Genomic DNA, 23,155 nt, shown 5'->3' with positions numbered 1-23,155 from the left:
CCCTGTGCCCGCCCGCGCTTCTTTTAAGAGTTCGAAATGAAAAGATTTTTTGTTTTGCTCCTGATGGTCAGTGCGCCTCTCGGTGCGGATGAAAGTCTTCATCGGGCTGCGATTGATGCTATGGTTGTGGCGACGCGCTATTTTCGCACCGATGTTGCGACCAATGGCGGTTATTTGTGGCGGTATAAGACCGATTTTTCCATGCGCGAGGGCGAGGGCGCGGCGTCGCCTTCGACGATCTGGGTGCAGCCGCCGGGTACGCCTGCTGTGGGTATGGCGTTTTTGGAGGCGTATGAGGCTACGGGCGATACGCTGTTTCTCAATGGTGCTGTTGAGGCGGCGCGCGCGCTTGTTTGGGGGCAACTCGCTTCTGGGGGTTGGGATTATCGCATTGATTTTGATGCGGAGGGAAGTAAGCGCTGGCATTTTCGGCGAGATGTCGAGCGGGGCGATGGCGATACGGGGAACCGCCGCAATCGCACGACGCTTGACGACAATAATACGCAGAGTGCCCTGCAGTTGCTGATGCGGGTTGACAAGGTGCAAGATTTTGAGGATGAAGAGGTTCACGCGGCGGTGCTATTTGGGCTCGATGCGCTTCTCAAGGCGCAGTATCCAAATGGGGCGTGGCCACAGCGGTTTGAGGTTTTTCCCGATCCAGAAAAGTTTCCGGTGAAGAAGGCGCGTTATCCCAATACGTGGTCGCGGACCTATCCCAATACGCGTTATTTGGATTATTATACGTTTAATGATAATGCGATTGCCGATGTGATCGAGACGATGGTTGAGGCGTACGATGTTTACGGGGATGTCCGCTATCTCGATGCGGCTAAGCGCGGTGGCGATTTTATTATTTTGGCGCAGATGCCCGAGCCACAACCCGCGTGGGCGCAGCAGTACAATTTGGATATGGAGCCGACCTGGGCACGCCGGTTTGAGCCGCCTTCTGTTACGGGTGGCGAGAGTTTTGGGGTTTTGCAAGTGCTTTTGGATTTGTATTTGGCGACTGGGGAGGAACGTTTTCTGGATCCGATTCCCGGCGCGCTGGATTGGGCAAAGCGCTCGCTTCTGCCCGATGGTCGCCTGGCGCGGTTTTACGAGCTTCAGACCAATCGGCCGCTGTTTTTTACCCGCGATTATGTGCTTACGTATGACGATTCAGATTTGCCCACGCATTATGCGTTTAAGGTGAGTGGGAATCGGATTGAGCGGGTTGAGGTTCTGTACAATCGCATCAGGGCAGAGGGGCGGGAGAAGATTTTGTCTGAGCGCGGGCGCGTTACAAGCCCCGGTGTTGATCGGGTGAGAGAAGTTATTGATGCGCTCGATGGCCGGGGGCGATGGGTCGAGCAGGGGTCGTTGAGAAATCCAGAGAATAGACGCGAGCGCATTGAGGCGGAGATTCTTTCGTGCCGCACATTTATTCGGAATCTGAGCTTGCTGGCGCGTTATGTGAGAAGTGAACGAAAATAAATAAGGAGATGCTATGCCAGAACTCGAAACGCGACGTCTTGGTCGCACGGAACTTAAACCCAAAGCGATTGGTCTTGGCTGTGCTTTTCTCGGCAGTCCGCAGCGGGTCTCTGATGATGAGGGGATCGCGACTGTGCGAGAGGCGATTGATCGGGGGATTAATTTTATCGATACGTCTGCTGCTTATGGCGGGGGCGAGAGCGAGCGGCGTGTGGGTCTCGCGCTTCAAGGAGGGTACCGGGAGAAGGTTTATTTGCAGACTAAGGCGGGTACCCATCGGGATCGGCGGCACGATTTTTCGGCGAAGTCGATTCGATGGACGGTTGAGAATAGTCTTAGGCAACTCAAGACGGATTATATCGATGCGTTGCTTATCCACGATCCGAGGGATATAGAAGAGGTTTATTCACCGGGATTTGCTTCGGATGAGCTTTTGAAGATGAGAGACGAGGGGCTGATCGGTTATACGGGTATTGGCTGTCGTTCTCACGATTTTCACCGCTACGCGATTGAGACCGGGGTTTGCGATATTGTGATTACGTTTCTCGATTATACGTTGCTGAGTCAGACGGCTGCGGAGACGACGATTCCTCTCGCGCTTGAGCACGATGTGGGTCTTATTTTGGCGAGTGTGCAGGGGATGGGCCTGCTGGCAGGTCCCAAACCCGATGTCGAGTTGTCTGGTCGTCGCTATCCAGGGCAGGCAGAGCGCGCTGTTGCGATGTGGGAGTGGTGCAATGCGCGGGGGATTAGTATTCGCCGCTTTGCTCTGCAATTTTGTCTGGCTGCACCCTTAAATGGCAATGGCATGCTTCTTGTGGGACCGGCTTCTCCCCGCGAACTTGATGAGGTTCTCTCCGATGCCACCGCCGATGTCGATCTCGATCTCTGGGGGGAGTTTGAGAGGGCGTTTGGTGTGGGGTTGTGAAGTGTGAAGGGAAAAGTGTGAAGTGTGAAAATTAAGTCGTAGGAGCGGCATCCCTGCCGCGACAGTAGGGGCGACCCCCTGTGGTCGCCCTGTTTTTTGTACCTATTTCTGATGTTATCCCGATGATTATTGATAAGAAAAGGAATTTAAAGAGATTTTTTCTCTTTTAACCTTGTTTTTTAGCTAAAATCCTCTAAATTTAATATGATATAAATCGAAAATATCATATTAGGAGGTGGTGAGATGATAATCAGTTTCTCAGTTGAAAACTGGATGTCTTTCCGCGACCCAACGACCTTTTCGATGGTTGCCAGCCGAGAGCGTCAGCATGGAGAACGCGTCCCAAAGCTCGGCAAGTACCAAACGCGAGTTCTTCCGATTGCGGCGATTTATGGCGGCAATGCATCGGGCAAGACGAATTTTTTCAAAGCTCTGAATTTTGCCAAGACGCTGGTTATTAAAGGTACCAGACCCGATAGCCTGATTCCAATTGAGACATTTCGGTTGGATGCCGAGGGGAGAAGTCGGCCTTCGCGCTTTGCTTTTGAACTGCTGATTGACGAGACCATCTACGATTTTAGCTTTGCAGTGACTCAAAAGGTGGTGCTGGAAGAAAGACTGGTTAAGATTACGAGTACGAGTGAAAAAGTGCTCTATGATCGACGAGACGGCAATCTCAGCTTTGACAAATCGCTCTCCAAAGACGATTTCTTCCCATTCGTTTTCAGGGGAACCCGGGACAATCAGCTTTTCTTGACCAACTCCGTATCCCAAAATATCGACGATTTCAGGCCGGTATATGACTGGTTTGAGAATACGCTTGTACTGGTGGCACCCGACTCGCGGTTTGATCTTTTCGAGATATTTCTTGATGAGGGACATCCACTTTACAAGGCAATGAACGAGATGTTGCCACGGCTCGATACCGGAATTTCCCATCTTGGCAGTGAAGAAATTCCATTAGAAAATATATCGATTCCCGAGCCATTAAGGACCGAGCTTCAGGAAGAGGTCAAAGAAGGCATGGCTGTTCGGTTGCTGATGGAACCGCAGACCAATCGCATTGTGGTTACCCGCAAGGACGGGGAGTTAATCGCAAAAAGACCGGTCACTTTCCACCCAAAATCGGATGGTACAGAGGCCAGGTTTGAGATTTATCAGGAATCGGAAGGTTCGCAACGAGTTATCGATCTCCTGCCTGCCTTTCTCGAGCTTTCAGCACAAATGTCGCAGAAAGTCTATGTCATTGATGAGATAGACCGCAGTCTGCATCCCTTGCTGATTCGTCAACTACTTGAGGAGTACCTGTCCAATTGCTCTACGGAAACCCGAACACAACTGTTGCTGACGACCCATAATGTTATGCTGATGGATCAGCAGTTGTTGCGCCGGGATGAAATGTGGGTGACAGAACGGGATGGGGCTGGTGTGTCGAGTCTGTTTTCTTTTAGCGAGTACAAAGATGTTCGTTACGATAAGGATATTCGAAAAAGCTATTTGCAGGGACGGATGGGGGGTATTCCGCGCATCTCGCCGGGATGATCATTCACATATGCTTCGTCATCGTGATAGCATTTGACATTAATAACGCTGTGCGTTATTATGTGTAAATGATAGAATCATTCCGCGATAGAGAGACCGAGAGGGTATTCCACCGTGAGAGATCGCGGAAATTCTCGAAAATATTGGCTCGCTCGGCCTTAAAGAAGCTCCTTCTGTTGGACGCAGCCGATTCGATACAGGACTTGCGGTCGCCACCTGGTAATCGTCTGGAGAGACTCACAGGAGACCGCAGAGGTCAGTATAGTATCCGCATAAACGAACAATGGCGTCTTTGCTTTGAATGGAAGGGAGGACGTGCGACCAATGTGGAGATTGTCGATTACCATTAGGAGGTATCTATGCCTACAATGCCCCCAATTCATCCGGGAGAGATCTTGCTTGAGGAGTTTCTCCAGCCTCTGAGTATTAGCCAGTATCGTCTGGCAAAGGATATTTCAGTTCCCCCTCGCCGGATTAACGAGATTGTTCACGGCAAGCGCGCTATTTCGGCAGACACTGCGCTTCGGCTGGCGCGCTACTTTGGAACCACGGATCGGTTCTGGCTCAATCTGCAGACACGCTACAATTTGGAGTTGGAGAAAGATCGTCTCGGTGAGCGATTGGAGACTGAGGTGAGCGTTTTAGAGCGTCAGGTGTTGACGGACGCCCGGTAGGATGCGATTGATAGCCGGAAATGGACACTGTCGGTTTAAATATAGCTCAAGTCGCCGGAGGTTGCATTTCTGGTTCTTTTAACACCTGATCGAGTGAAACCCGACCTGATTCTATGGCCAGAACGGCTCTTAGAACGTGCAGTTCAAACATCATCTCATTGTCGGGAAATTCAGATCTGACTTGATGGCATATTTGATCCAGATGCTCATTTTTGATACCGGTTCGGCGTGCAGCACTGAGATAGTCAAACATCATAATTGAAATCCTTAGAAAAAATACCGTTTTTCAGATAAAGGTTTGCAAATATACTAAAAAAAGAAGCCAGGACAATGGGCGAACTCATTTTAGGTGTAAAGTTAGGGGGTATAAGTCTCCAAAATACATAATCCTAATCCCCTCAGCAGAGCATTTCTACAGGGAGTCACAGAAATGGCTGATTTACTTGAACAGGTCGTCGCAGAGATTCAAAAATTGCCGCAGGACCAGCGGGATGCCATTGCCGCACGTATTATAGCTGATCTGAAAGATGAGCAGGTCTGGACAGAACGTTTTGAGGCCACAACTGATGAGCAATGGGATCGTTTGGCTGAAGGAGTAAGAAGGGAAAACGCTGCCGGTGATACGGACTATGATCAGTTACTCAAGCGTCTGTAATTGAAGTGTAGCGAAGGGTGTAATCGAACCTTATTTTTTTGAAGCCCAACGGCCTCTTCAAACCGTTGGGCTTTAATTATTCGGGCTTCACTGGCGGCTTTAGTAGATTGGTCTCCGAGCACGAGAATAGAGAACTACAAGCAAAATCGGTCTTGATAAATTCCGATTCTCAATGTATTCTCATTGATGGTAGATGTGATTTTACAGAGAGGTGAAACGTTCAGGGAGACAACACATGAAAAAAATTCTCATTACGGGTATGAGCGGGCTTATTGGCGGGGCTGTTCGCGAGCAGCTTGAGGGTAAGTATGAACTTCGTGCGCTCAATCGCCGCGATGTGGCTGGCGTGGATTGTCGGCGGGCTGATATTTCGGATTTTGACGCGATTTGTCCGGCGTTTGAGGGGGTTGATACGGTTGTGCATCTGGCTGCTGCGATTAGAAGCGATTTTGAGGGGTTTGTCGCGCATAATATCGTGGGTACTTATAATGTTTTTGAAGCGGCGCTCCGCGCCGGGGTCAAGCGCGTTATTTTTGCGAGTAGTGGGTCGGTGACAGCGGGTTGGGAGAATGATTCGCCGTATGGTGCGATTGTGTCGGGGCGATACGATGAGGTGCCCGAGAGTTGGGATAAATTTTCCCACGAGACGCCTACGCGCCCGCGTGGGATTTACGGTTGTACAAAGGTCTGGGGCGAGGCTTTGGCGCGGCATTATGCCGATAGTACGGATCTGTCTGTTATTTGTCTCCGCATTGGTGCGGTGAATGCAGAGGATCGGCCCAATGGTACGCGCGGTTATTCTGTGTGGTGCAGTCAAAGTACGATCGCTGGCATGGTTGAGTCGTGTATTGAGGTGTCCGAGGATCTCAAGTTTGACATTTTTTATGTGGTTTCGAATAATAAATACAGCTATCGGGATATGACGCATGCGCGCGATGTGCTCGGTTTTGAACCCGAGGGGGATGCGGAGGATTATCGGTGATGTACAGGACGATTTTTTTTGATGGGTATGGGACGCTTTTTGATAAGGCTTTTGATGCGCTGTACGAGGCATGTCAGATTATTGTCGATGATTTGCAGATCGATATGAGTAAGGAGGCGTTTCTCGATCACTGGGATCGCTACTTTTTTCCTCTGTTGAGAGAGGGAGATTTTATCTCGTTTTGGGATGCGCATATTATTGGCCTGGAGAAGACGTTTACGGATTTGAATGTGCGGGCAAATCCCGAGTCTTATACGGCAGGTCTTTTTGACGCTTTTGGCCGTGTACCCTTGTTTTGCGATGTGAAACCGGCTATTGATGCTTTGTCCGATGTGAAAACCGGGGTTATTTCCAATGCGGATCACGAGCATCTCACGTCTGCTTTGCGTGCTAATGCTCTGAGTTTTCCTGTTGTGGTTAGTTCGGAGTCCGCGCGGTGTTATAAGCCGAATCCCGATATTTTCTTTTCTGCGTTTGAGGCTCTCGGTGCCGATCCCGATCAGACTCTGTATGTTGGCGATTCTCAGGAGGACGATATTGTGGGGGCGAGGCGGGCTGGTATTTCCATTGCATGGCTCAATCGGGATGGGGCTGTGCGGCGGGATGGTATTCCAGAGCCTGATTATGAGATTAGCAGTTTATCGGAGTTGTGCAATATTCTTGGGGAGAAATGATGCGACCGACTGAAATGGAGGAGTATCTTTTTGATTTGCGCGGCTATATTGTGCTCAAAAATGCCGTGGATGCCGAGCATCTCGTCAAACTCAATGAGATTATCGATACGTATCGCGATCTCGAACCCGATGGATGGAGGGGATGGGTTCATCGGAGCGGGGGCCCACGACATTTGCACAATATTTTTGAAATGGGTGAATCTTTTGAACGCTTGATTGACCATCCATCGTGGGTTCATCACATGAGGCGCTTTGTCGGTGGGGATGATGGTCTTTTTATAGATGAATCATTTATCGATATTCGGTCTCGGGGCGGTGCGACGCGCATTCATTCGGGCGCGCACAAAAGGCGTATCCGCACGCAGTTTCGCTTTCACAACAATCAGTTTCGCTGTGGGCAGATCAATATTTTGCTGGCGCTTAACGATATTGGGGATGGCGATGGGGCGACGATGGCGATTCCCGGTTCGCATAAGTCCAATTTGCTTCATCCCGCGTTTGAGGATCCCGAGGGCACGGGTAGTGGGCATTCGCTGGACCGCGTTGAAGCGGCTGTTCAGATTCAGCTCGATGCGGGTGATGCGGTTTTTTTTGTGGATTGTATGGCGCACGGTTCGTCAGAGCGCACGCGCCCCGGTGAGCGTCGCGTTGCTATTATTCGCTATGGTCCGCACTGGGGCAATGACCGATACGGCTATCAGCCTTCGCCCGAGTTGATTGCGCGTTTGACGCCTGAACGACGTAAAATTGTTCAGCCCTTGCCGCCAAAGATGCCGCCGGGTGTGCAAGGCGTAAGTTATTGAGGAGTTACTTGTGTTATGAAAAATGGACATGCACCTCTCGCCCGTTTTACTGTGCTCGATTTGACCCGCGTGCGCGCGGGTCCCACTGCTGTGCGTCAGCTCGCGGATTGGGGGGCGAATATTATTAAAATTGAGCCGCCTGAAAGTATTGACGAGGCGAAGACCATGGGGGGACCGCGTCACGGGCCGGATTTTCAGAATTTGCACAGGAATAAACGCGGGATGACTTTGAATCTCAAAGCCGATGTGGGTCGCGAGGCGTTTTTCCGCATGGTTAAGCGCGCAGATGTGGTTGTGGAGAATTTTCGGCCCGATGTTAAAGATCGCCTCGATATTGGGTATGAGAGGTGTAAGAGAGAGAATCCGGGTATTGTGTACGCGAGTATTTCGGGATTTGGGCAGGAGGGACCATATAGATTGCGCCCGGGTTTTGATCAGATTGCACAGGGTATGGGGGGGTTAATGTGGATTACGGGTTTGCCTGGGCAGGGTCCGGTGCGCGTTGGGGTGCCGATTGCAGATCTCGCTTCTGGTTTGTACACCGCTATTGGTATTCTCACTGCTTTGCTTCAGCGCGAGGAGACCGGGGAGGGGCAGTGGGTGCATACGTCATTGCTGGAAGCTCAGATTGCGATGCTGGATTTTCAGGCGGCGCGGTGGTTGATTGCAAATGAGGTGCCCGAGCAGGCGGGTAATAATCATCCCACGAGTATTCCGACGGGGGTGTTTCAAACCCGCGATGGGTATATCAATATTGCCTGTAGCGGGGAGCTTATGTGGCAGCGTCTGTGCGATGTGCTGGGCGCTGGGGATTTGTACAGGGATGAGAGGTTTTCCAATGGCGGAGTGCGGTTGACCAATCGGGATGTGCTGAATGAGCATTTGCAAAAGTATTTTTTAGGGCGAGATAGTGCCTATTGGATTGATGCGCTGAATGCCGCGGGTGTGCCGTGTGGGCCAATTTATAAGATGGATGAGATGTGGTCTGATCCGCAGGTTATGCACTTGAAGATGTCGCGTTCTGTGACTAACCGCGTTATGGGGGATTGTGATGTGGTGAGGAATGCGACTAATTTGAGCAATGCGCCAGATCTGCCCTACAGGGCGTCGCCCGAACGGGGTGAGCATACGGATGAGATTTTGAGTGAGTTTGGGTTTTCGGAAGATGAAATTGCGGCTATGAAAGAGGGGAATGTCGTTTGATGTTCTCTGTGGGGAGTTCAATGTCAGATAAAATTATTGTGCAGAAAGATGGTGGTGTTGGACATATTCGCCTGAATCAGCCAGAGAAACACAATGCCATTTCTTATGAGATGTGGCAGGGTATGGCGCGGGCTATTGACGATTTTGAATCGGATGATGCTGTTCGCGTTATTGTGCTTTCGGGCGAGGGCGGCAGGGCGTTTTCTGCGGGGGCAGATATTTCGCAATTTGAAGCGCAACGCGGGACGGCAGATGCGGTGGAGGTGTATAACGCGACTATGGGACGCGCTTATGAGAAGCTCGCGCAGGTGCTCAAACCCACGATTGCAAAAATTGCGGGGTATTGTATTGGCGGGGGGCTTGCGACTGCGCTGTGTTGCGATTTGCGGATTGCGTCCGATGATTCGTCTTTTGCCATTCCCGCTGCAAAGCTGGGCCTGGGATATGGGTACGGTGCGCTCAAACCGCTTGTGGGGCTGGTGGGTCCTGCCAATGCGTGCGAGATTTTGTTTACGGCGCGTCGGTTCAATGCTTCTGAGGCGTATCACATGGGTCTGATTAACCGGGTTTTGTCTCGGGATGAGTTAGACGCTTATGTGGATGATTATGCCGAGACCATTGCGGGTAATGCGCCGCTTACGATTAGCGCGACCAAGCAGATTATTGCAGAGATTGGCAAAGATGCAGATCAGCGCGATCTCGATTTGTGCCAGCGGGTTATCGATGCGTGTTTTGCGAGCGAGGATTACAAAGAGGGCCGCGCAGCATTTATGGAGAAGCGCAAGCCGGATTTTCAGGGGCGATAGTTTATCCCCAGAGGGCTTTTAGTCGCGGGATCAAAATTTCTGTGTCGCGGTCGTGGATTTCACCTTGCCACATTTGATTTGTTTGTATGGGGGAGCGGTCAAAGGAAGCCTGCATCAGGTCGGGCAGGTCCAGTGTGCGGAAGCGCGTTTTGAAATAGCCGTCTTCTGTGAGCCAGATTTCGCGGAAGCCCAAGGGGAAACCAATCAGGCAGGCGGTGTCAACGATGAGGAAGTCGCGATACATGCGGATGCGATTGATGTGTCTGTGTCCGGTGAAGATGGCTACGACAGCGGGCAGGTCTTTTACGGCTTCCATGAGTTGCTCGGCGTTGGTGACAATGCCACCCGGTACAAAGTCGGCCTGTGCTTCGTATTGGGGGAAGACCCAGGGGTGAATGAACAGGATGAGGGCGCAGCGGTCATTATGAGCTTTTGCGGCGGCTTCGCGCAAGATGCGGTCGTGTGCTTCTGTCCAGGTGCCCAAACTGTCTTCCAGTGGGCTGACGGGATACACGTTGGCGAGTGCCAGGCGCAGGCGCGGCGCGGCTTCGACAATGTCCAGGGTTTCGGGGATTGGAAATTGTCTGGCAAAAGCCTCAAAACTCCCTTCCTGGGCATCGCAATCGTGATTGCCCGGGACGTAGTATGTGGGCGCGTGAAGGCCGTCAAATGCGTTTTTGGCTTCATCTATGGTTTGCAAGTAGATATCATAGGGCATTTCAAATGCGCCACCTCCGCAGACCACATCGCCGCCGTGTACGATGAAGTCCGCTTTGCAGGCGTTGATGGCGGGTACCATTGCACGGTGTATTTCATGGCTGCGCGTCAGCATTTTTGGCGCGCCGAAGTCTTTTTCGGCAGCGGCGTGGTGATGGCTGTCTGTGACAAAGACAAAGTGTGAAGGCATGGGGTCTCCTTGGGTTAGGGGTCTGTCAACTATTAACTCGAAGGTTTTGGTTGTCATTGCGGCAGGGTTTTAGCCGCAATCCAGTCTATTCAGGGTTGTTACGTAATATCTGTGCTAAATTGAAAGGCGTACAGCCGGGCGCAGAGGATATGAAATCGCAGTTTTACGGTTGTTCCGATTAAGGTGCGTACATCGCCGCCCGACCATGAGACGCGATGGCGCACGGAATCGCCGATTACGGGTTGACACGATAGGCGATCAAATCCTTCGATTACTTCATTGGTATCATCCAAAATTTCGACGCGTATTTCTCCCCAGGTTGCATCTGCGTTTATTTCCAGGTGGGTGCCCGAGAATTGTATGGGTACGGTTGTGATTGTGCCGCCGCTCGGTTTTTCGCCTGCGTCAATCGAGATGAATCCATCCAGGCGCAGTGTTGCCAGACCAATGCCGCTTTTTTCTTCAAACGGACGTCCCATCCCGTTCCAGTGTGGCCGGTTGCTGCCGTGGTAGTAGATGCGGATCTGATCTTTTACGACTGATGGCGCGCCGACCATGATTTCTTCCGATTCATAACTGTCTGGATCTCCCAGCGGGATGAAGATCTCGCGGTTCCCCGCTCGATTCCAATTTGCATTGTCCCGACTCGTGGCCAATTGTACCTGAAGTTTTCCCGTTCGCCAATCAAAAAGGCTGGGCATCATAATATAGGCATAATCCGCTTGCGGGTACTTAAATGCAGCGGATGTGTATATGTCTGTGTCTTCGGGGTCGCGCTCATCTGGTTTCAGGACGATTGTCGGTGTGGTCCAGTGGATGAAGTCTTCGGATTCGATGCGTCCCAATGCGCGGTGCCGCTTCCGCGGTCTCTGGTTTATGCGTACGTACGCGACGTATTTGTCGCTGTCCTGGACCGCGACGTTGAATGTGTCAAAGACGCCGGGTAAGACGGTTTTGGGATGTTTTGTCCAGTGGACGCCGTCCGGCGAGAATGCGACTTTTAGGCCGCCGCCTTCTTCGATGGTTTTGTAGAGCATTTTGTATTTTTTGGTGGGATCCTGCTCTTCGGGTGTTTTTAAGACGCATACGCCGCCGCTTCCGCCGGGTCCGGGGTCCAGTAGCAAGTTGTTTTTGGCAGATCCGTCATGGGGCAGGATGTTGAGGGTAGGTTTTGTCCATTTGAGCCCGTCTTCAGAGGTGGCATAAGCCATGAGTACTGCGCTGTCTTTGCCGTATTTGTAAGTTCGGTTTGTGTACCACATTTTGTGGGTTTGGGCTTCTTCGTCCCACAGGACGGAGCCGTAGAGTTGTACTTGCAGTTCCCAGGGCGTGTCGGGTACGAGCAGTGGGTTCTGCGAATGTTTGACTGGCTGGTGCATGACATAGCGAATCCCTTCGGCGCGTTCTACCAGAAACCCGTCGTCCAGAAAGAGCTGCTTCTGGTCACCCACATCGATGTGACGTGCCACATGCCGGGGCCAGCTTGCGTAGTTGATGTCTGATGCCATGATATTGTCTCCTGATTTTTATTATAGGATCATTTTAATATTGTGGGATAAAGAAGTATAGAGTTTTTTATATTGGTTGACAGGGCATAGCCGCGCCGCCGTCATCGCGGCATGGTGTTGAGCCGCGATCCAGTGATGTTGGGTCGCCTATAATAAATACAAGGGGTATCCATGACAAATAATTTGAGTACCCGTGCGGATTTTGGTGAACATATCGGTTTTATCTGGTCTATTGCCGAACTTCTGCGGGGCAATTACAAGCAATCGGAGTACGGGAAGGTGGTGCTGCCGTTCACGGTTTTGCGACGGCTCGATTGCGTGTTGGTGCCCACGAAAGACGCTGTGCAGGCGCAATTGGAAAGTCTGCCTGAGAATATTGACGATACGATGCGCGAGACAATGCTCAATATGGCGAGTGGAAACAATTTTCACAATACAAGTCCGTTTACCTTTGAGAGACTGCTGGACGATCCCGACAATATTGCTGCTAATTTGAATAATATGATTAACGGGTTTTCGTATGATGCGCGTGATATTTTTATCGATCGTTTTAATCTGCCCGAACAGGTTGCGCGGCTCGACCGGGATAATTTGCTCTATCTGATTGTCAGCCGTTTTGCACAGGCGGATTTACATCCGGATCGCGTTTCCAATCTGCAGATGGGATATATTTTTGAAGAACTCATCCGCAGGTTTTCCGAACAGAGCAATGAGACGGCTGGCGAGCATTTTACGCCTCGTGAAGTTATCCGGTTGATGGTCAATCTTCTTTTTTTAGAGGATGAGGCCGCGCTTACCCAACGGGGTATTATTCGCAAGTTGTACGATCCGGCGTGTGGCACGGGAGGGATGCTTTCTATTGCGGAGGATTATCTCAGAGAACTCAATCCAGAAGCCAGTTTGATTGTGTACGGGCAGGAACTGAATGATGAGAGTTATGCGACTTGTAAGTCAGATATGATGATTAAGGGGCAAGATGCGAAAAATATTCATCCTGGTAATAGTTTTACAGAGGATGGCCTTCCCGATGAGAAATTTGACTATTTGTTGTCCAATCCGCCGTTTGGGGTTGAGTGGAAGAAGGTTGAATCCGAGGTTAAGGACGAAGCCAATCTCCTGGGGTATAAGGGACGCTTTGGCGCAGGGCTTCCGCGTGTTAGCGATGGTTCTTTGCTTTTTGTGCAGCACATGATTTCAAAGTTTAATCAGAATGACGATTTGTCCCGTCTGGCTGTTGTGCTCAATGGGTCGCCTCTTTTTACGGGCAGCGCGGGTAGTGGGGAGAGCGAGATCCGTCGCTGGATTATTGAGAATGATTATTTGGAAGCGATTATAGCCCTGCCTACAGATATGTTTTACAATACGGGCATTGCGACGTATATCTGGATTATTACTAATCAGAAGACGCCGCAACGCAAGGGTAAAGTGCAATTGATCAATGCCACAGATTTTCACGTTGCAATGATCCAGAGCCTGGGTAGCAAGCGCAAGGAGATTTCCGATCAACAGATCGCGGAGATTACGCAACTTTTTGGTGATTTTGAGGATGTGCAGGACCGGGTGAAGATTTTTGACAATGTTGATTTCGGGTATCAACGCATTACCGTTGAACGCCCGCTCAAGCGCAATTTTCAGGTGTGTGAAGATCGCATTGAGATTCTCAAGTCGGCGAGGAGCTTTACCCGTTTGTCGCAAGAACTGCAACAACGCATTATTGAGGTTCTGGGTACACTTGAGGGTGATTACAAATACAAAAACCGCGATGAGTTTATTCGCCTTCTTACGGATGCTTTTACAGGGGCGCAAGTGAATATTACTGCGGCTCAATTGAAGTTGATCTATCAATCCTTGAGCGAGTATGATGAGACCGCTGATGTTTGTACCAATCGCAAGGGAGAACCAGAACCCGATCCCGATTTGCGCGATTATGAAAATGTGCCGTTGCGAGAGGATATTGACGAGTATTTTGAACGTGAGATTCAGCCTCATGTGCCCGATGCCTGGATAGATTACAGCAAGACAAAAGTGGGTTACGAGATTCCCTTTAACCGGTATTTCTATACGTTCAAACCGCCCCGCCCGTTAGATGAAATTGGTGCGGATTTGATAGGTGTGACGGATGTTATTGTTGAAATGATTGAAGGTGTGACGGATGGTATTGTTGAAACGGTTGGAGGGATTTTGAATGGGTGATAACGTGATTCACAGTCGAGACTTCGATGAAGTCGTCCAGATGATTGCCATAGCAAAACAGCGTGCGTACTCGGCGGTCAATACAATGCTGGTCGAACTGTACTGGCAGGTTGGGGAATATATCCATAACAAATTGGCGTCTGCGGCGTGGGGCGAGGGTGTCGTCAATCAATTGGCGAATTATCTCAAAACGACGCAGCCTGGTTTGCGTGGATTTACAAGGGCGAATCTGTTTCGGATGCGGCAATTTTACGCAACCTATCGGGATGATGAAAAAGTCTCACCACTGGTGCGACAATTGCCATGGACGCACAACCTTATCATCATGTCGCAGAGCAAAACCCCAGAAGAACGCGAGTTTTATCTGAAAGTAGCGATCCGCGAAAGATGGTCTAGCCGTGAGCTTGAACGTCAATTTCAGGGTGGGTTGTTTGAGCGGACTGTCCTCAATCCGCCAAAAGTCTCAGCAGTGCTGAGACAATTACATCCAGAAGCTCAGGAAGTACTTAAAGATGTCTATTTGCTGGAGTTTCTCGATTTGCCCGGTGATCACGCAGAGTCTGATTTACAGCGGGCACTCATTGCAAAGTTGCAAAATTTTCTGATCGAATTGGGTCGGGATTTTTGTTTTGTAGGTGCGGAGTTTCCTCTTCAGGTTGGTGGTCGCGATTTTGCACTCGACCTGCTCTTTTTCCATCGCGAGCTTAATTGTTTGGTCGCGTTTGAACTGAAGGTGGGGCGGTTTGAGCCGGAGTATTTGGGCAAGCTAAATTTTTATCTAGAGGCTTTGGACCGCGATGTGAAGAAGCCTCACGAACAACCAGCTATCGGTGTTTTGCTATGTGCGAGCAAAGACGTGGAAGTTGTCGAGTACGCGCTTAGCCGCACGCTTTCGCCCGCATTGATTGCCGAATATCATAGGCAGTTACCGGACAAGAAACTGCTACAGGCTAAGTTGCAAGAGTTTTATTTGCAATGCGAGTCCGCCGAGGAGAACGACACATGAGCTTTCGGAAGTATGAGACATATAAGGAGAGTGGGGTTGAGTGGCTGGGAGAAATCCCTGCTGGGTGGACGACCCAAAAATTGAAGTTTGTTGCGAGGGTTCAGCCGAGTAACGTAGATAAGAAGAGCAAAAAGGATGAAAAGGAGGTGCAGCTTTGTAACTATACCGATGTGTATTACAACGAAGAGATCACAGCCGATTTGCCTTTTATGAAGGCGACTGCGTCCGATGTTCAGATCAAAAAGTTTACTTTGAAAAGAGGGGATACCATAATCACAAAGGATTCTGAGGACCCCAATGACATTGCTGTTCCAGCTTATGTTCCACAGGATTTGGATGGTGTAGTCTGCGGCTATCATCTGGCCTTGCTAAGACCTGAGAAAGGGACATGCGGCGGATATTTGAAGCGGGTTATGGATACCCAGTATGCGAGAAGTGCCTTCGCCACCCGAGCCAATGGCATAACGCGATATGGACTTGGAACTTATGCCATCAGTAATTTCATACTCCCGTTTCCTCCACTCGAAGAACAAAAGCAAATCGCTGCATTCCTCGACAAAGAAACGACGAAGATCGACACCCTCATTGACAAGCAAGAGCAATTGATCACGCTGCTTCAGGAAAAGCGGCAGGCGATCATTTCACATGCCGTTACCAGAGGATTGAACCCGAATGTGAAGATGAAAGACAGTGGTATTGAATGGTTGGGGAAGATGCCAGCGCATTGGGAGGTGAAGAAACTCAAACACGTCGTAACCAAACCTTTGATGTACGGTGCTAATGAGGCGGCAATAGACGACGATAGGGACCAACCGCGTTTTGTTAGGATAACGGACATAAGAAACAATGGCACTTTGAGAGAAGATACGTTCAGGTCGTTACCCTGGCATTTGGCAAAACCCTATATGCTTCGGGAAGGAGACGTATTATTAGCACGGAGCGGAGCAACTGTAGGTAAAAGTTTCATTTATTCGAGCGATTGGGGCGAATGTTGTTTTGCTGGGTACTTGATCAAAGCAAGTATTGATATTTCAAAAGCCTCTCCCCATTGGTTCTATCTTTATACAGAAAGTGATTATTATTGGAACTGGATCAGCAGCACCCTGATCCAAGCAACGATTCAAAATGTCAGCGCGGAAAAATACAATAACTTCTCCTTGTGTATTCCTCCAAAACAGGAACAAAATCGAATCATCGCATATCTCGACAAAGAAACGGCGAAGATCGATACCCTCATTGAAAAATGTGAAACGGCGATTGAGCTACTCAAAGAACGCCGAACCGCGCTGATCTCCGCTGCGGTGACGGGAAAGATTGATGTGCGGAATGTAGGCTAAAGGAAATAATATGGATAAAATTCCAGACTGGCTTAAGAAGATTCTTTGGTGCCTCTTATTTTTTATCTCATTATTAGTGGTGAGCATCCTTTGGAGGTATATGCCTTTTGACTGGCTCTCCTATTTTTTTGAAATAGATAAGGAGACGCAATTTGGAGATAGGTTTGAAGCCATTAATGCTCTATTTGCTGGCTTGGCTTTTGCAGGTGTCATTTTTGCAATAATTCTCCAATGGCTAGAACTTGGACTCCAACGGCAAGAATTAAAGGACACACGGGCTGAAATCACGGGACAAAAGGAAACACTTCAGAAGCAGAATTTTGAGAGCTCATTCTTTCAACTTCTTGGCCTGCATAATGATATTGTTAGTTCATTGATTATGTCGAAGGGGACGGTGCGGAGTAGAAAGATTGGAGATGTCCCGCGAGTTACGAGTCTGGGAGAGTATCAGGGACGTGCCTGTTTTGAGAATTTACTCACAAGATTTAAGGGTTTCTATGATCGAGATCAGGAAGATAACGGAGATCAGGAAAACGAAGAGAATAAGGAAAAATCTCAGGATATAGAGGATAATGACGACTCTCACTCACTTGTATATATAGACAAGACATACGAAAAATTCTTTGCTAAATATCAATCGCATGTTGGTCATTACTTTCGGCATTTGTACAATGTTGTCAAATTTGTTGATGATCAAAAGGATTTCCCCAAAAAATTCAAAGAAAAGAAACGCTACACCAATTTCATCCGCGCGCAACTGTCAAGCGATGAATTGGGTCTTCTCTTCTACAATTGTCTGAGTAAACGGGGAGCCAAGTTCAGGGATTTAGTTGAGAAATACGCCCTTCTTGAGGATATGCGTTTTGAAACGCTTATGGATCCAGAACATAAAAAGCTCTATGATTCAAATGCTTATGGCGAATCTACATAAAAAATAAAATCGCCGTCTGCTTTGACAGAGAGACGGCGAAGATGGATACTTTTGTAGAAATCGGTCAATTTAGTGTATATTCTTTCCAGGGAATAGCCGATAGTGGAACATTAGCCATAAAGTCCACAATATCTCGGCGACCATAATAAGATGCACGACCTTGATGATCCTGAGCCATAAGCACTACTGGGCAACCAGAAAAAACAGGAGCAAAGGACTGAATCGTATTTTGAGCAGAATGAGAGTTGTCCAAGACATGCTTTTTGACGATGACAATGGCAAACGTGACGCCTTGCTCTCTAATTACAGCACCTTGAAATTTCATGGTTCTACTCCTTGCTATGGGTTATAATAATTAACCGCGCCCACTTTTATTTTTTGTGCGGTCAACGATACGATAACCTTGATTTCTTTTGGGTGTTGGGGGCAGAGGTTCTCCCTTCACGACAGTTCTTTCCTTACCAGTTCGACCTCCGCGTGGACCAATGATCTCATATTGGCCAGAGGCAGGAGCCTTTTGACCCGGGCGATGGTGCTTGCTCATATAATCACCTTCCTTTCGGCTTGACATTTAAATTCTCATCACATTTCTTTCAGACGATACGTAACTGAAAATATAGACGATTCGTATATATAAAGAATATAAAGGATTGGGGCCGCTATGTCAACTCCTACATCTGTTTTTTCCGATAACCTGAAAAAGATACGAGAAATCAAAGGATTAAGTCAGGCTGAACTTGCAAAAAGAGCTGGACTTCAGCCATCCGCAGTCTCACATTTTGAGACGGGTAGGCGGGCACCATCCTTTGATAACTTAAAGCGTTTGGCAGACACCCTTGAGGTCACTACTGACTTTCTGATAGGTCGTGATATTGATCCAACAACGTCTGGTCCGACCTTACAAAGTATTTTTAGAAATGCTCAAGAAATGGCAGATGAAGACCGTCAGCAATTAGCTGAGTTCGCAGCATTTCTTGCCAACAAAAAGAGATCGTAGTGGTAGGAGTAACGTGTGAATCAAAGACACCGATTATTGCAAGCAGAAGCCCATGCTGAAAATTTGGTGACACAGCTTGGTATAGTATCTCTTCCTATCAACCCTATTGAGATTGCCGAGCAATATGCAATCCAATGTCAGCGTGGAGAAATACAGGGATTTTCGGGTTGCTTGGTAAAACAAGGAGATGTTTTCGGCATTCTTTATTCATCTAAATTCAACAATGACGGGTTTATTCGGTTCACTGTGGCACATGAATTAGGGCACTATTTCTTACCAGGCCATCCGGAACTTTTATTTCCAGAAGGCGATGGTATTCATCACTCTCACAACGGATTTACAGACAGTGTGATTCACGAGCTTGAGGCCGACCACTTTGCCGCAGCGCTACTCATGCCTCGACATTTATTTGGAGTAGCACTGGGTCAAGAGACAATTCCGGGATTTTATGCAATTGAAGCACTTTCCGAAAAATGTAAAACATCAATTACTGCTACTGCCATCCGATATGCGACCTTTGCAGACTATCCCGTTGCTCTCATCGTAAGTTCGAATAATAGAGTTGAGTACTCGTTTATGTCTGACACGATGAAAACAAAAATTCAAGGAGCATCGTGGCTGAGAAAAGGGGAAGGCATACCTCCACAAAGCCAAACCTCTGCATTCAATGAAGATCAAAACAACATTCTATCGGGTGCAAAAGAGGAAAGTAGCTCCTACTTGGATGCCTGGTTTCCAGGAGCACAGTCGGAGGAAGTCAATGAAGATGTGATTGGACTGGGAGGATATGGAAAGACCTTGACTGTTCTATTTTCTGAAGAATCACTTACAGATGATAACGACTTAAATTTTTTTGATTATGGCTACCATGAGTAATTACAACCTGCGACTGCTCACCTCGCTTAAAGCCGAGGCGGAAAAAGTGGCGGAGGAAGAGGGCACAACGCTCAACCAGTTTATTAACGTGGCTGTAGCGGAGAAGTTGGCTGCTTTGCGGACGGCTCGCTACTTTCAAGAACGCGCCACACGCGCTGACTTGGAGACGTTTGATCGTATTCTGGGGACGGCTGGCGATGAGCCACCGCACAGTGGAGATGAGATATTGCCAACAGAAAATTGATGTTCGGATGCAGAATTTATACAGGATAAGGACTTCTCAACTGATATACTCCGTGAAGGCGTGACAAATGCAACAAACCATTGAAGCTACGATTGATGAACAGGGCAATGTGCAGTTATTACAGCCTATCCAGTTGTCAAAACCACGACGGGCTTATGTGACGATTCTCGATGATGAGCGAGAGATTCCAGAAACGGCATTGTTAAGTGAGGCCGCACTTGCCGAAGACTGGGATCGTTCAGAGGAAGACGCCGCGTGGTCACATCTACATCCTGCGCCTGTTCGCATCGCTTGGGGTCAAGTGCGCTCTGTTGTCGAGGCTGCTGCTTCCGAGTTGAATTGGAATGTGGAAATCTCCATTGATACTGCTGAAAATCTCATTGTCGTAGCTGTGCCAGAAGATCAGGACGACCTGATGGTGGAGACGGAGTTTGATTTCTACACATTGATTATGAAGCAATTAGATCAAGATGTCTTTAAGGCAATTAATTTCTTTTTCGTTTCGGATTCTGACTGATCGGATTTTAGATTATTATGATTTTAGATCCAGTACTACGCTCCAGAGTTAGGCAAGAGAAATGAGTGAGATGAAGATGAGATACTTTGAGCCAGAAGACATCTTATACCTGGCGATTTCTGATGAACCGGAAAACGGTAGTATTGAACTCAGTCCCAATATCACAGCAGAATACAACGATAAGGGTGAGATCATTGGCATTGAAATTCTCAATGCCAGTGACTTCATTCGAGATTCAATCGCTGATTTGGAGACTTTTTGTCGGGATAGAGGCATAGCAGAGTGGTATTCAAAGATACCCGGGCTTCTTGAGAGCCATTTCCCAAATTTAGAGGGTATAGAATTCAGCCTTCAAGAAGATGATGAATCTGAAGATGTCTTTGTTGAGGTATTATTCTCGGTCTCGGGTGAGCCAGAAGAAATTAATGACTCTTATGACATATTTCTTGACACCTGGGTCGAGGAGGTTCCGGCAGAGGCAAGAGCATATTTTCAGCTTCTTTTGGATATTGTGGAATAGTCATAGGAGATAGAAATTTTGAAAATTCACAAGTATTACGTCCTTGACGAAAATCAGGTTCCGATAGCGGTACAGATTCCGCTGTCGGAATTTGAGCGTTTGGAAGAAGCAATTGAAAATCATGGTCTCGCACAATTGATAAATGAAGTACAGGATGAAGAACGTCTTACTGGAGAGGATGCCTATAATTACTATAGGTCGCTGAAAAGTTGAATATTTCCTGATCTCTCACAATGACACGCAAACCCACATCTGAAAAAGACTTTGAGGACGCGATTGAAGCGTGGCTGGTAGATCACGCTGGATATGCCAAAGCCGATAATCGGCTGTTCGATTCTGCACTCGGTCTGGACAAACACACGTTGCTCGCGTTTCTCAATGAGACGCAGTTCGATACAATGGACGCGCTCAAGAGGAATTATGGCAGCGCGTTGGAGGAGGCGGTTGTCAAGCGGATTGCCTCTGAGTGCGATAAGCGCGGGTTACTCGATGTGGTGCGAAATGGCGTGCGCGACCGGGGGCAACATCTGCGTCTGGCGTATTTTCGCCCTCCGACCCGTCTGAATGTCGAAACGGAAAAACGCTATAATCAGAATCGCCTCACGGTGACGCGACAGGTGCGTTATGATCTGGATAGCAATAATTCGATAGATATGCTCTTGTCGCTCAATGGTCTGCCCATTGCTACGGTTGAACTCAAAAACGCTTTCACTGGACAGCGTACGGGTCACGCTATTCAGCAATATATCAAGGACCGCGTTCCTACCGTTAGAACACCCCTTATCCAGTTCAAAAAACGCGCTCTCGTGCATTTTGCCGTTGATACCGATGACGTGTATATGACGACGCGGCTTTCGGGTGATAAGACTTTCTTCCTGCCTTTTAACACGGGTAACAAAGGTGGCAAGGGCAATCCAGACGATCACCAGTATGAGACGGGATACAAAACCGGTTATCTCTGGGAAGAAATCTGGCAGCGCGATAGTTGGCTGGATATTATCCACAGATTTATCCACCTTCATGTGGAAAAAAGTACCGACGTCACCACGCGCAAAACCACTACTAAAGAAGCGCTCATTTTTCCCCGCTATCACCAGCTTACCGCTGTTCGCAATCTGATCGCAGGTACCAGAGCCAAAGGTATGGGCCACAATTATCTGATTCAGCACAGTGCTGGATCGGGTAAGACCAATACCATTTCATGGCTCGCTCATCAGCTTGCCAGTATCCACGATGATGAGGACGCGCCTATTTTCAATTCGGTTGTGGTTGTTTCCGACAGGCGTAATCTGGACAAGCAGTTGCAGGATAATATTTATCAGATCGAACACAAGCAGGGCGTGGTTGTCAAAATTGATGAGGACCGCAATTCGAGTGATCTGGCTGATGAACTCAATAAGGGGACGAAGATCATCATTACGACCCTGCAAAAATTCTCTTTTTTGATGGGCAAGGTGGAAGATCTGTCAGATAGGACATTCGCGGTGATTGTGGATGAGGCTCATAGCAGTCAGGGTGGGCGAAGTGCGAGTAATTTGCGCGGTGTGTTGGGTGGGCTTGAGCAAGCAGAGGCTGAGGAGGCTGAGGGAGAAGATCCGCCCGATATGGAAGATTTGATTCTTGCGGAGGCCAAACGCCGGGGACCACAGCCGAATATCAATTTCTACGCTTTTACGGCTACGCCTAAACACCGTACGCTCGAAATGTTTGGCGTGCGCGATGCAGAGGGCAATCCGCAGCCGTTCCATCTTTACGCTATGCGTCAGGGTATTGAAGAGGGTTTTATCCACGATGTGCTTAAGCATTACACTACGTACAGGACGTATTACAAATTGTCCAAAGCGATTGAAGACGATCCCGAGGTGGATGAGAGCAAGGCGAAGCGGGCTATTGCGCGGTTTATGAGTTTGCATCCGCACAATATCGCACAGAAGACGGAAATTATGGTTGAGCATTTTCGGGCTTTTACCCGCAAGAAGATCAATGGCAATGCGAAAGCGATGGTTGTTACGCGCTCGCGGTTACATGCGGTGCGCTACAAACAGGCTTTTGACAAATATATTGCGGCGAGAGGATATACCGATCTTAAAACACTTGTGGCGTTTTCTGGAACTGTTTTCGATCCAGATGTCGAGGATATGCAGTACACAGAGGCGAGTATGAACGGCATCAGTGAACGAGAATTGCCCGCCCATTTTGCTACGCCCGAATATCAGATATTGATTGTTGCGGAGAAATATCAGACCGGTTTTGATCAACCTCTTTTGCATACGATGTTCGTCGATAAGCGGCTTGCAGACTTGAAAGCGGTTCAGACTCTGTCGCGGCTCAATCGCACAGCAGGCGGGAAGGTGGATACATTTGTGCTGGATTTTGCCA

General features: G+C 48.7%; 25 protein-coding genes and 2 pseudogenes. 22 read left to right on the top strand and 5 right to left on the bottom strand.

Annotated elements, in window-relative coordinates; translation table 11 throughout:
- Positions 1–36 precede the first annotated feature (36 nt).
- The 5 genes from OXG87_14825 to OXG87_14805 all read left to right on the top strand — a co-directional run bounded on the left by OXG87_14825 (position 37) and on the right by OXG87_14805 (position 4,617).
- Positions 37–1,473, top strand: a complete 1,437-nt coding sequence (locus OXG87_14825) for a pectic acid lyase (GenBank protein ID MCY3870820.1) — start codon at positions 37–39, stop codon at positions 1,471–1,473.
- A 13-nt stretch (positions 1,474–1,486) separates the two neighbouring features.
- Positions 1,487–2,401 carry an aldo/keto reductase gene (locus OXG87_14820; protein MCY3870819.1) on the top strand — a complete coding sequence of 305 codons (915 nt, stop codon included), beginning with the start codon at positions 1,487–1,489 and terminating at the stop codon, positions 2,399–2,401.
- A 243-nt stretch (positions 2,402–2,644) separates the two neighbouring features.
- Positions 2,645–3,943, top strand: a complete 1,299-nt coding sequence (locus OXG87_14815; GenBank protein ID MCY3870818.1) for an ATP-binding protein — start codon at positions 2,645–2,647, stop codon at positions 3,941–3,943.
- Between the two features lie 68 nt (positions 3,944–4,011).
- The gene (locus tag OXG87_14810) at positions 4,012–4,293 is read left to right on the top strand and encodes a type II toxin-antitoxin system RelE/ParE family toxin (GenBank protein ID MCY3870817.1); all 282 of its coding nucleotides are present in this window, start codon (positions 4,012–4,014) and stop codon (positions 4,291–4,293) included.
- Positions 4,294–4,302: 9 nt separating this feature from the next.
- Complete coding sequence (locus tag OXG87_14805; protein ID MCY3870816.1) at positions 4,303–4,617, top strand: HigA family addiction module antitoxin; 315 nt, start codon at positions 4,303–4,305, stop codon at positions 4,615–4,617.
- 46 nt (positions 4,618–4,663) lie between these two features.
- Here the strand turns inward: OXG87_14805 and OXG87_14800 are convergent, their stop codons facing one another.
- Positions 4,664–4,873 (bottom strand): hypothetical protein, encoded by a 210-nt coding sequence (locus OXG87_14800; GenBank protein ID MCY3870815.1) that lies wholly within the window; start codon positions 4,871–4,873, stop codon positions 4,664–4,666.
- A 174-nt stretch (positions 4,874–5,047) separates the two neighbouring features.
- Between OXG87_14800 and OXG87_14795 the strand changes: the two genes are divergently transcribed.
- The 6 genes from OXG87_14795 (at position 5,048) to OXG87_14770 (ending at position 9,740) form a co-directional block, all read left to right on the top strand.
- Positions 5,048–5,272, top strand: coding sequence for a hypothetical protein (locus OXG87_14795; GenBank protein ID MCY3870814.1), 225 nt, complete (start codon positions 5,048–5,050; stop codon positions 5,270–5,272).
- Positions 5,273–5,507: 235 nt separating this feature from the next.
- The gene (locus OXG87_14790) at positions 5,508–6,254 is read left to right on the top strand and encodes an NAD(P)-dependent oxidoreductase (GenBank protein MCY3870813.1); all 747 of its coding nucleotides are present in this window, start codon (positions 5,508–5,510) and stop codon (positions 6,252–6,254) included.
- Positions 6,254–6,928 carry an HAD family hydrolase gene (locus OXG87_14785; protein MCY3870812.1) on the top strand — a complete coding sequence of 225 codons (675 nt, stop codon included), beginning with the start codon at positions 6,254–6,256 and terminating at the stop codon, positions 6,926–6,928. Before OXG87_14790 ends, OXG87_14785 begins: the two co-directional genes overlap by 1 nt.
- Entirely contained in the window at positions 6,928–7,731 is an 804-nt protein-coding gene (locus OXG87_14780; protein ID MCY3870811.1) for a phytanoyl-CoA dioxygenase family protein, read from the top strand. The genes OXG87_14785 and OXG87_14780 overlap by 1 nt, the downstream gene beginning before the upstream one ends.
- A gap of 15 nt (positions 7,732–7,746) precedes the next feature.
- A complete protein-coding gene (locus tag OXG87_14775; GenBank protein MCY3870810.1) occupies positions 7,747–8,934 on the top strand; it encodes a CaiB/BaiF CoA-transferase family protein in 1,188 nt (395 codons plus the stop codon).
- A 20-nt stretch (positions 8,935–8,954) separates the two neighbouring features.
- The gene (locus OXG87_14770; GenBank protein ID MCY3870809.1) at positions 8,955–9,740 is read left to right on the top strand and encodes an enoyl-CoA hydratase; all 786 of its coding nucleotides are present in this window, start codon (positions 8,955–8,957) and stop codon (positions 9,738–9,740) included.
- A gap of 1 nt (position 9,741) precedes the next feature.
- On the opposite strand, the gene OXG87_14765 is transcribed toward OXG87_14770, so the two are convergent.
- Together OXG87_14765 and OXG87_14760 are read right to left on the bottom strand one after the other, a co-directional pair.
- Complete coding sequence (locus OXG87_14765; protein ID MCY3870808.1) at positions 9,742–10,647, bottom strand: metallophosphoesterase; 906 nt, start codon at positions 10,645–10,647, stop codon at positions 9,742–9,744.
- A gap of 98 nt (positions 10,648–10,745) precedes the next feature.
- The gene (locus OXG87_14760) at positions 10,746–12,155 is read right to left on the bottom strand and encodes a hypothetical protein (GenBank protein ID MCY3870807.1); all 1,410 of its coding nucleotides are present in this window, start codon (positions 12,153–12,155) and stop codon (positions 10,746–10,748) included.
- A 171-nt stretch (positions 12,156–12,326) separates the two neighbouring features.
- Between OXG87_14760 and OXG87_14755 the strand changes: the two genes are divergently transcribed.
- The 4 genes from OXG87_14755 to OXG87_14740 are packed head-to-tail and all read left to right on the top strand — an operon-like array spanning position 12,327 to position 17,622.
- Complete coding sequence (locus OXG87_14755) at positions 12,327–14,348, top strand: class I SAM-dependent DNA methyltransferase (protein MCY3870806.1); 2,022 nt, start codon at positions 12,327–12,329, stop codon at positions 14,346–14,348.
- Positions 14,341–15,354 (top strand): PDDEXK nuclease domain-containing protein, encoded by a 1,014-nt coding sequence (locus OXG87_14750; protein ID MCY3870805.1) that lies wholly within the window; start codon positions 14,341–14,343, stop codon positions 15,352–15,354. Before OXG87_14755 ends, OXG87_14750 begins: the two co-directional genes overlap by 8 nt.
- Positions 15,351–16,691, top strand: a complete 1,341-nt coding sequence (locus tag OXG87_14745) for a restriction endonuclease subunit S (protein ID MCY3870804.1) — start codon at positions 15,351–15,353, stop codon at positions 16,689–16,691. Before OXG87_14750 ends, OXG87_14745 begins: the two co-directional genes overlap by 4 nt.
- Positions 16,692–16,701: 10 nt before the next feature.
- Positions 16,702–17,622 (top strand): putative phage abortive infection protein, encoded by a 921-nt coding sequence (locus OXG87_14740; GenBank protein ID MCY3870803.1) that lies wholly within the window; start codon positions 16,702–16,704, stop codon positions 17,620–17,622.
- A 64-nt stretch (positions 17,623–17,686) separates the two neighbouring features.
- Here the strand turns inward: OXG87_14740 and OXG87_14735 are convergent, their stop codons facing one another.
- Positions 17,687–17,947: a hypothetical protein gene (locus OXG87_14735; protein ID MCY3870802.1), complete on the bottom strand. Its 261-nt coding sequence runs from the start codon at positions 17,945–17,947 to the stop codon at positions 17,687–17,689.
- A gap of 30 nt (positions 17,948–17,977) precedes the next feature.
- A complete protein-coding gene (locus tag OXG87_14730; protein MCY3870801.1) occupies positions 17,978–18,166 on the bottom strand; it encodes a YjzC family protein in 189 nt (62 codons plus the stop codon).
- A 117-nt stretch (positions 18,167–18,283) separates the two neighbouring features.
- On the opposite strand from OXG87_14730, the gene OXG87_14725 reads away from it, so the two are divergent.
- The 7 genes and pseudogenes from OXG87_14725 to OXG87_14695 all read left to right on the top strand — a co-directional run.
- A complete protein-coding gene (locus tag OXG87_14725) occupies positions 18,284–18,619 on the top strand; it encodes a helix-turn-helix transcriptional regulator (GenBank protein ID MCY3870800.1) in 336 nt (111 codons plus the stop codon).
- A 15-nt stretch (positions 18,620–18,634) separates the two neighbouring features.
- Positions 18,635–19,495, top strand: coding sequence for an ImmA/IrrE family metallo-endopeptidase (locus OXG87_14720; protein ID MCY3870799.1), 861 nt, complete (start codon positions 18,635–18,637; stop codon positions 19,493–19,495).
- On the top strand, positions 19,488–19,739 hold the full coding sequence (locus OXG87_14715; protein MCY3870798.1) for a hypothetical protein: 252 nt from the start codon (positions 19,488–19,490) through the stop codon (positions 19,737–19,739). Before OXG87_14720 ends, OXG87_14715 begins: the two co-directional genes overlap by 8 nt.
- A 67-nt stretch (positions 19,740–19,806) precedes the next feature.
- A pseudogene (locus tag OXG87_14710) lies at positions 19,807–20,013 on the top strand (hypothetical protein).
- A 304-nt stretch (positions 20,014–20,317) separates the two neighbouring features.
- Positions 20,318–20,503: pseudogene (locus OXG87_14705) on the top strand (DUF2283 domain-containing protein).
- Between the two features lie 288 nt (positions 20,504–20,791).
- Entirely contained in the window at positions 20,792–20,989 is a 198-nt protein-coding gene (locus OXG87_14700; GenBank protein MCY3870797.1) for a hypothetical protein, read from the top strand.
- 20 nt (positions 20,990–21,009) lie between these two features.
- The coding region (locus OXG87_14695) for a DEAD/DEAH box helicase family protein (protein MCY3870796.1) at positions 21,010–23,155 on the top strand (2,146 nt) is incomplete at its 3' end.

It is taken from the genome of Gemmatimonadota bacterium, from assembly GCA_026706845.1.
In the GTDB taxonomy this organism is placed as follows: Bacteria; Latescibacterota; UBA2968; order UBA2968; family UBA2968; genus VXRD01.
Note: the sequence above shows the minus strand (reverse complement) of the source record. Positions and strands in the feature narration are given on the sequence as shown.

Coding starts and splice junctions, on each gene's coding strand:
- OXG87_14735 (MCY3870802.1), bottom strand. CDS start 17,947: ATGAAATTTCAAGGTGCTGTAATTAGAGAGCAAGGCGTCACGTTTGCC.
- OXG87_14810 (MCY3870817.1), top strand. CDS start 4,012: ATGATAGAATCATTCCGCGATAGAGAGACCGAGAGGGTATTCCACCGT.
- OXG87_14765 (MCY3870808.1), bottom strand. CDS start 10,647: ATGCCTTCACACTTTGTCTTTGTCACAGACAGCCATCACCACGCCGCT.
- OXG87_14775 (MCY3870810.1), top strand. CDS start 7,747: ATGAAAAATGGACATGCACCTCTCGCCCGTTTTACTGTGCTCGATTTG.
- OXG87_14745 (MCY3870804.1), top strand. CDS start 15,351: ATGAGCTTTCGGAAGTATGAGACATATAAGGAGAGTGGGGTTGAGTGG.
- OXG87_14825 (MCY3870820.1), top strand. CDS start 37: ATGAAAAGATTTTTTGTTTTGCTCCTGATGGTCAGTGCGCCTCTCGGT.
- OXG87_14815 (MCY3870818.1), top strand. CDS start 2,645: ATGATAATCAGTTTCTCAGTTGAAAACTGGATGTCTTTCCGCGACCCA.
- OXG87_14740 (MCY3870803.1), top strand. CDS start 16,702: ATGGATAAAATTCCAGACTGGCTTAAGAAGATTCTTTGGTGCCTCTTA.
- OXG87_14755 (MCY3870806.1), top strand. CDS start 12,327: ATGACAAATAATTTGAGTACCCGTGCGGATTTTGGTGAACATATCGGT.
- OXG87_14770 (MCY3870809.1), top strand. CDS start 8,955: ATGTCAGATAAAATTATTGTGCAGAAAGATGGTGGTGTTGGACATATT.
- OXG87_14760 (MCY3870807.1), bottom strand. CDS start 12,155: ATGGCATCAGACATCAACTACGCAAGCTGGCCCCGGCATGTGGCACGT.
- OXG87_14785 (MCY3870812.1), top strand. CDS start 6,254: ATGTACAGGACGATTTTTTTTGATGGGTATGGGACGCTTTTTGATAAG.
- OXG87_14730 (MCY3870801.1), bottom strand. CDS start 18,166: ATGAGCAAGCACCATCGCCCGGGTCAAAAGGCTCCTGCCTCTGGCCAA.
- OXG87_14805 (MCY3870816.1), top strand. CDS start 4,303: ATGCCTACAATGCCCCCAATTCATCCGGGAGAGATCTTGCTTGAGGAG.
- OXG87_14820 (MCY3870819.1), top strand. CDS start 1,487: ATGCCAGAACTCGAAACGCGACGTCTTGGTCGCACGGAACTTAAACCC.
- OXG87_14795 (MCY3870814.1), top strand. CDS start 5,048: ATGGCTGATTTACTTGAACAGGTCGTCGCAGAGATTCAAAAATTGCCG.
- OXG87_14780 (MCY3870811.1), top strand. CDS start 6,928: ATGCGACCGACTGAAATGGAGGAGTATCTTTTTGATTTGCGCGGCTAT.
- OXG87_14715 (MCY3870798.1), top strand. CDS start 19,488: ATGAGTAATTACAACCTGCGACTGCTCACCTCGCTTAAAGCCGAGGCG.
- OXG87_14800 (MCY3870815.1), bottom strand. CDS start 4,873: ATGATGTTTGACTATCTCAGTGCTGCACGCCGAACCGGTATCAAAAAT.
- OXG87_14790 (MCY3870813.1), top strand. CDS start 5,508: ATGAAAAAAATTCTCATTACGGGTATGAGCGGGCTTATTGGCGGGGCT.
- OXG87_14725 (MCY3870800.1), top strand. CDS start 18,284: ATGTCAACTCCTACATCTGTTTTTTCCGATAACCTGAAAAAGATACGA.
- OXG87_14750 (MCY3870805.1), top strand. CDS start 14,341: ATGGGTGATAACGTGATTCACAGTCGAGACTTCGATGAAGTCGTCCAG.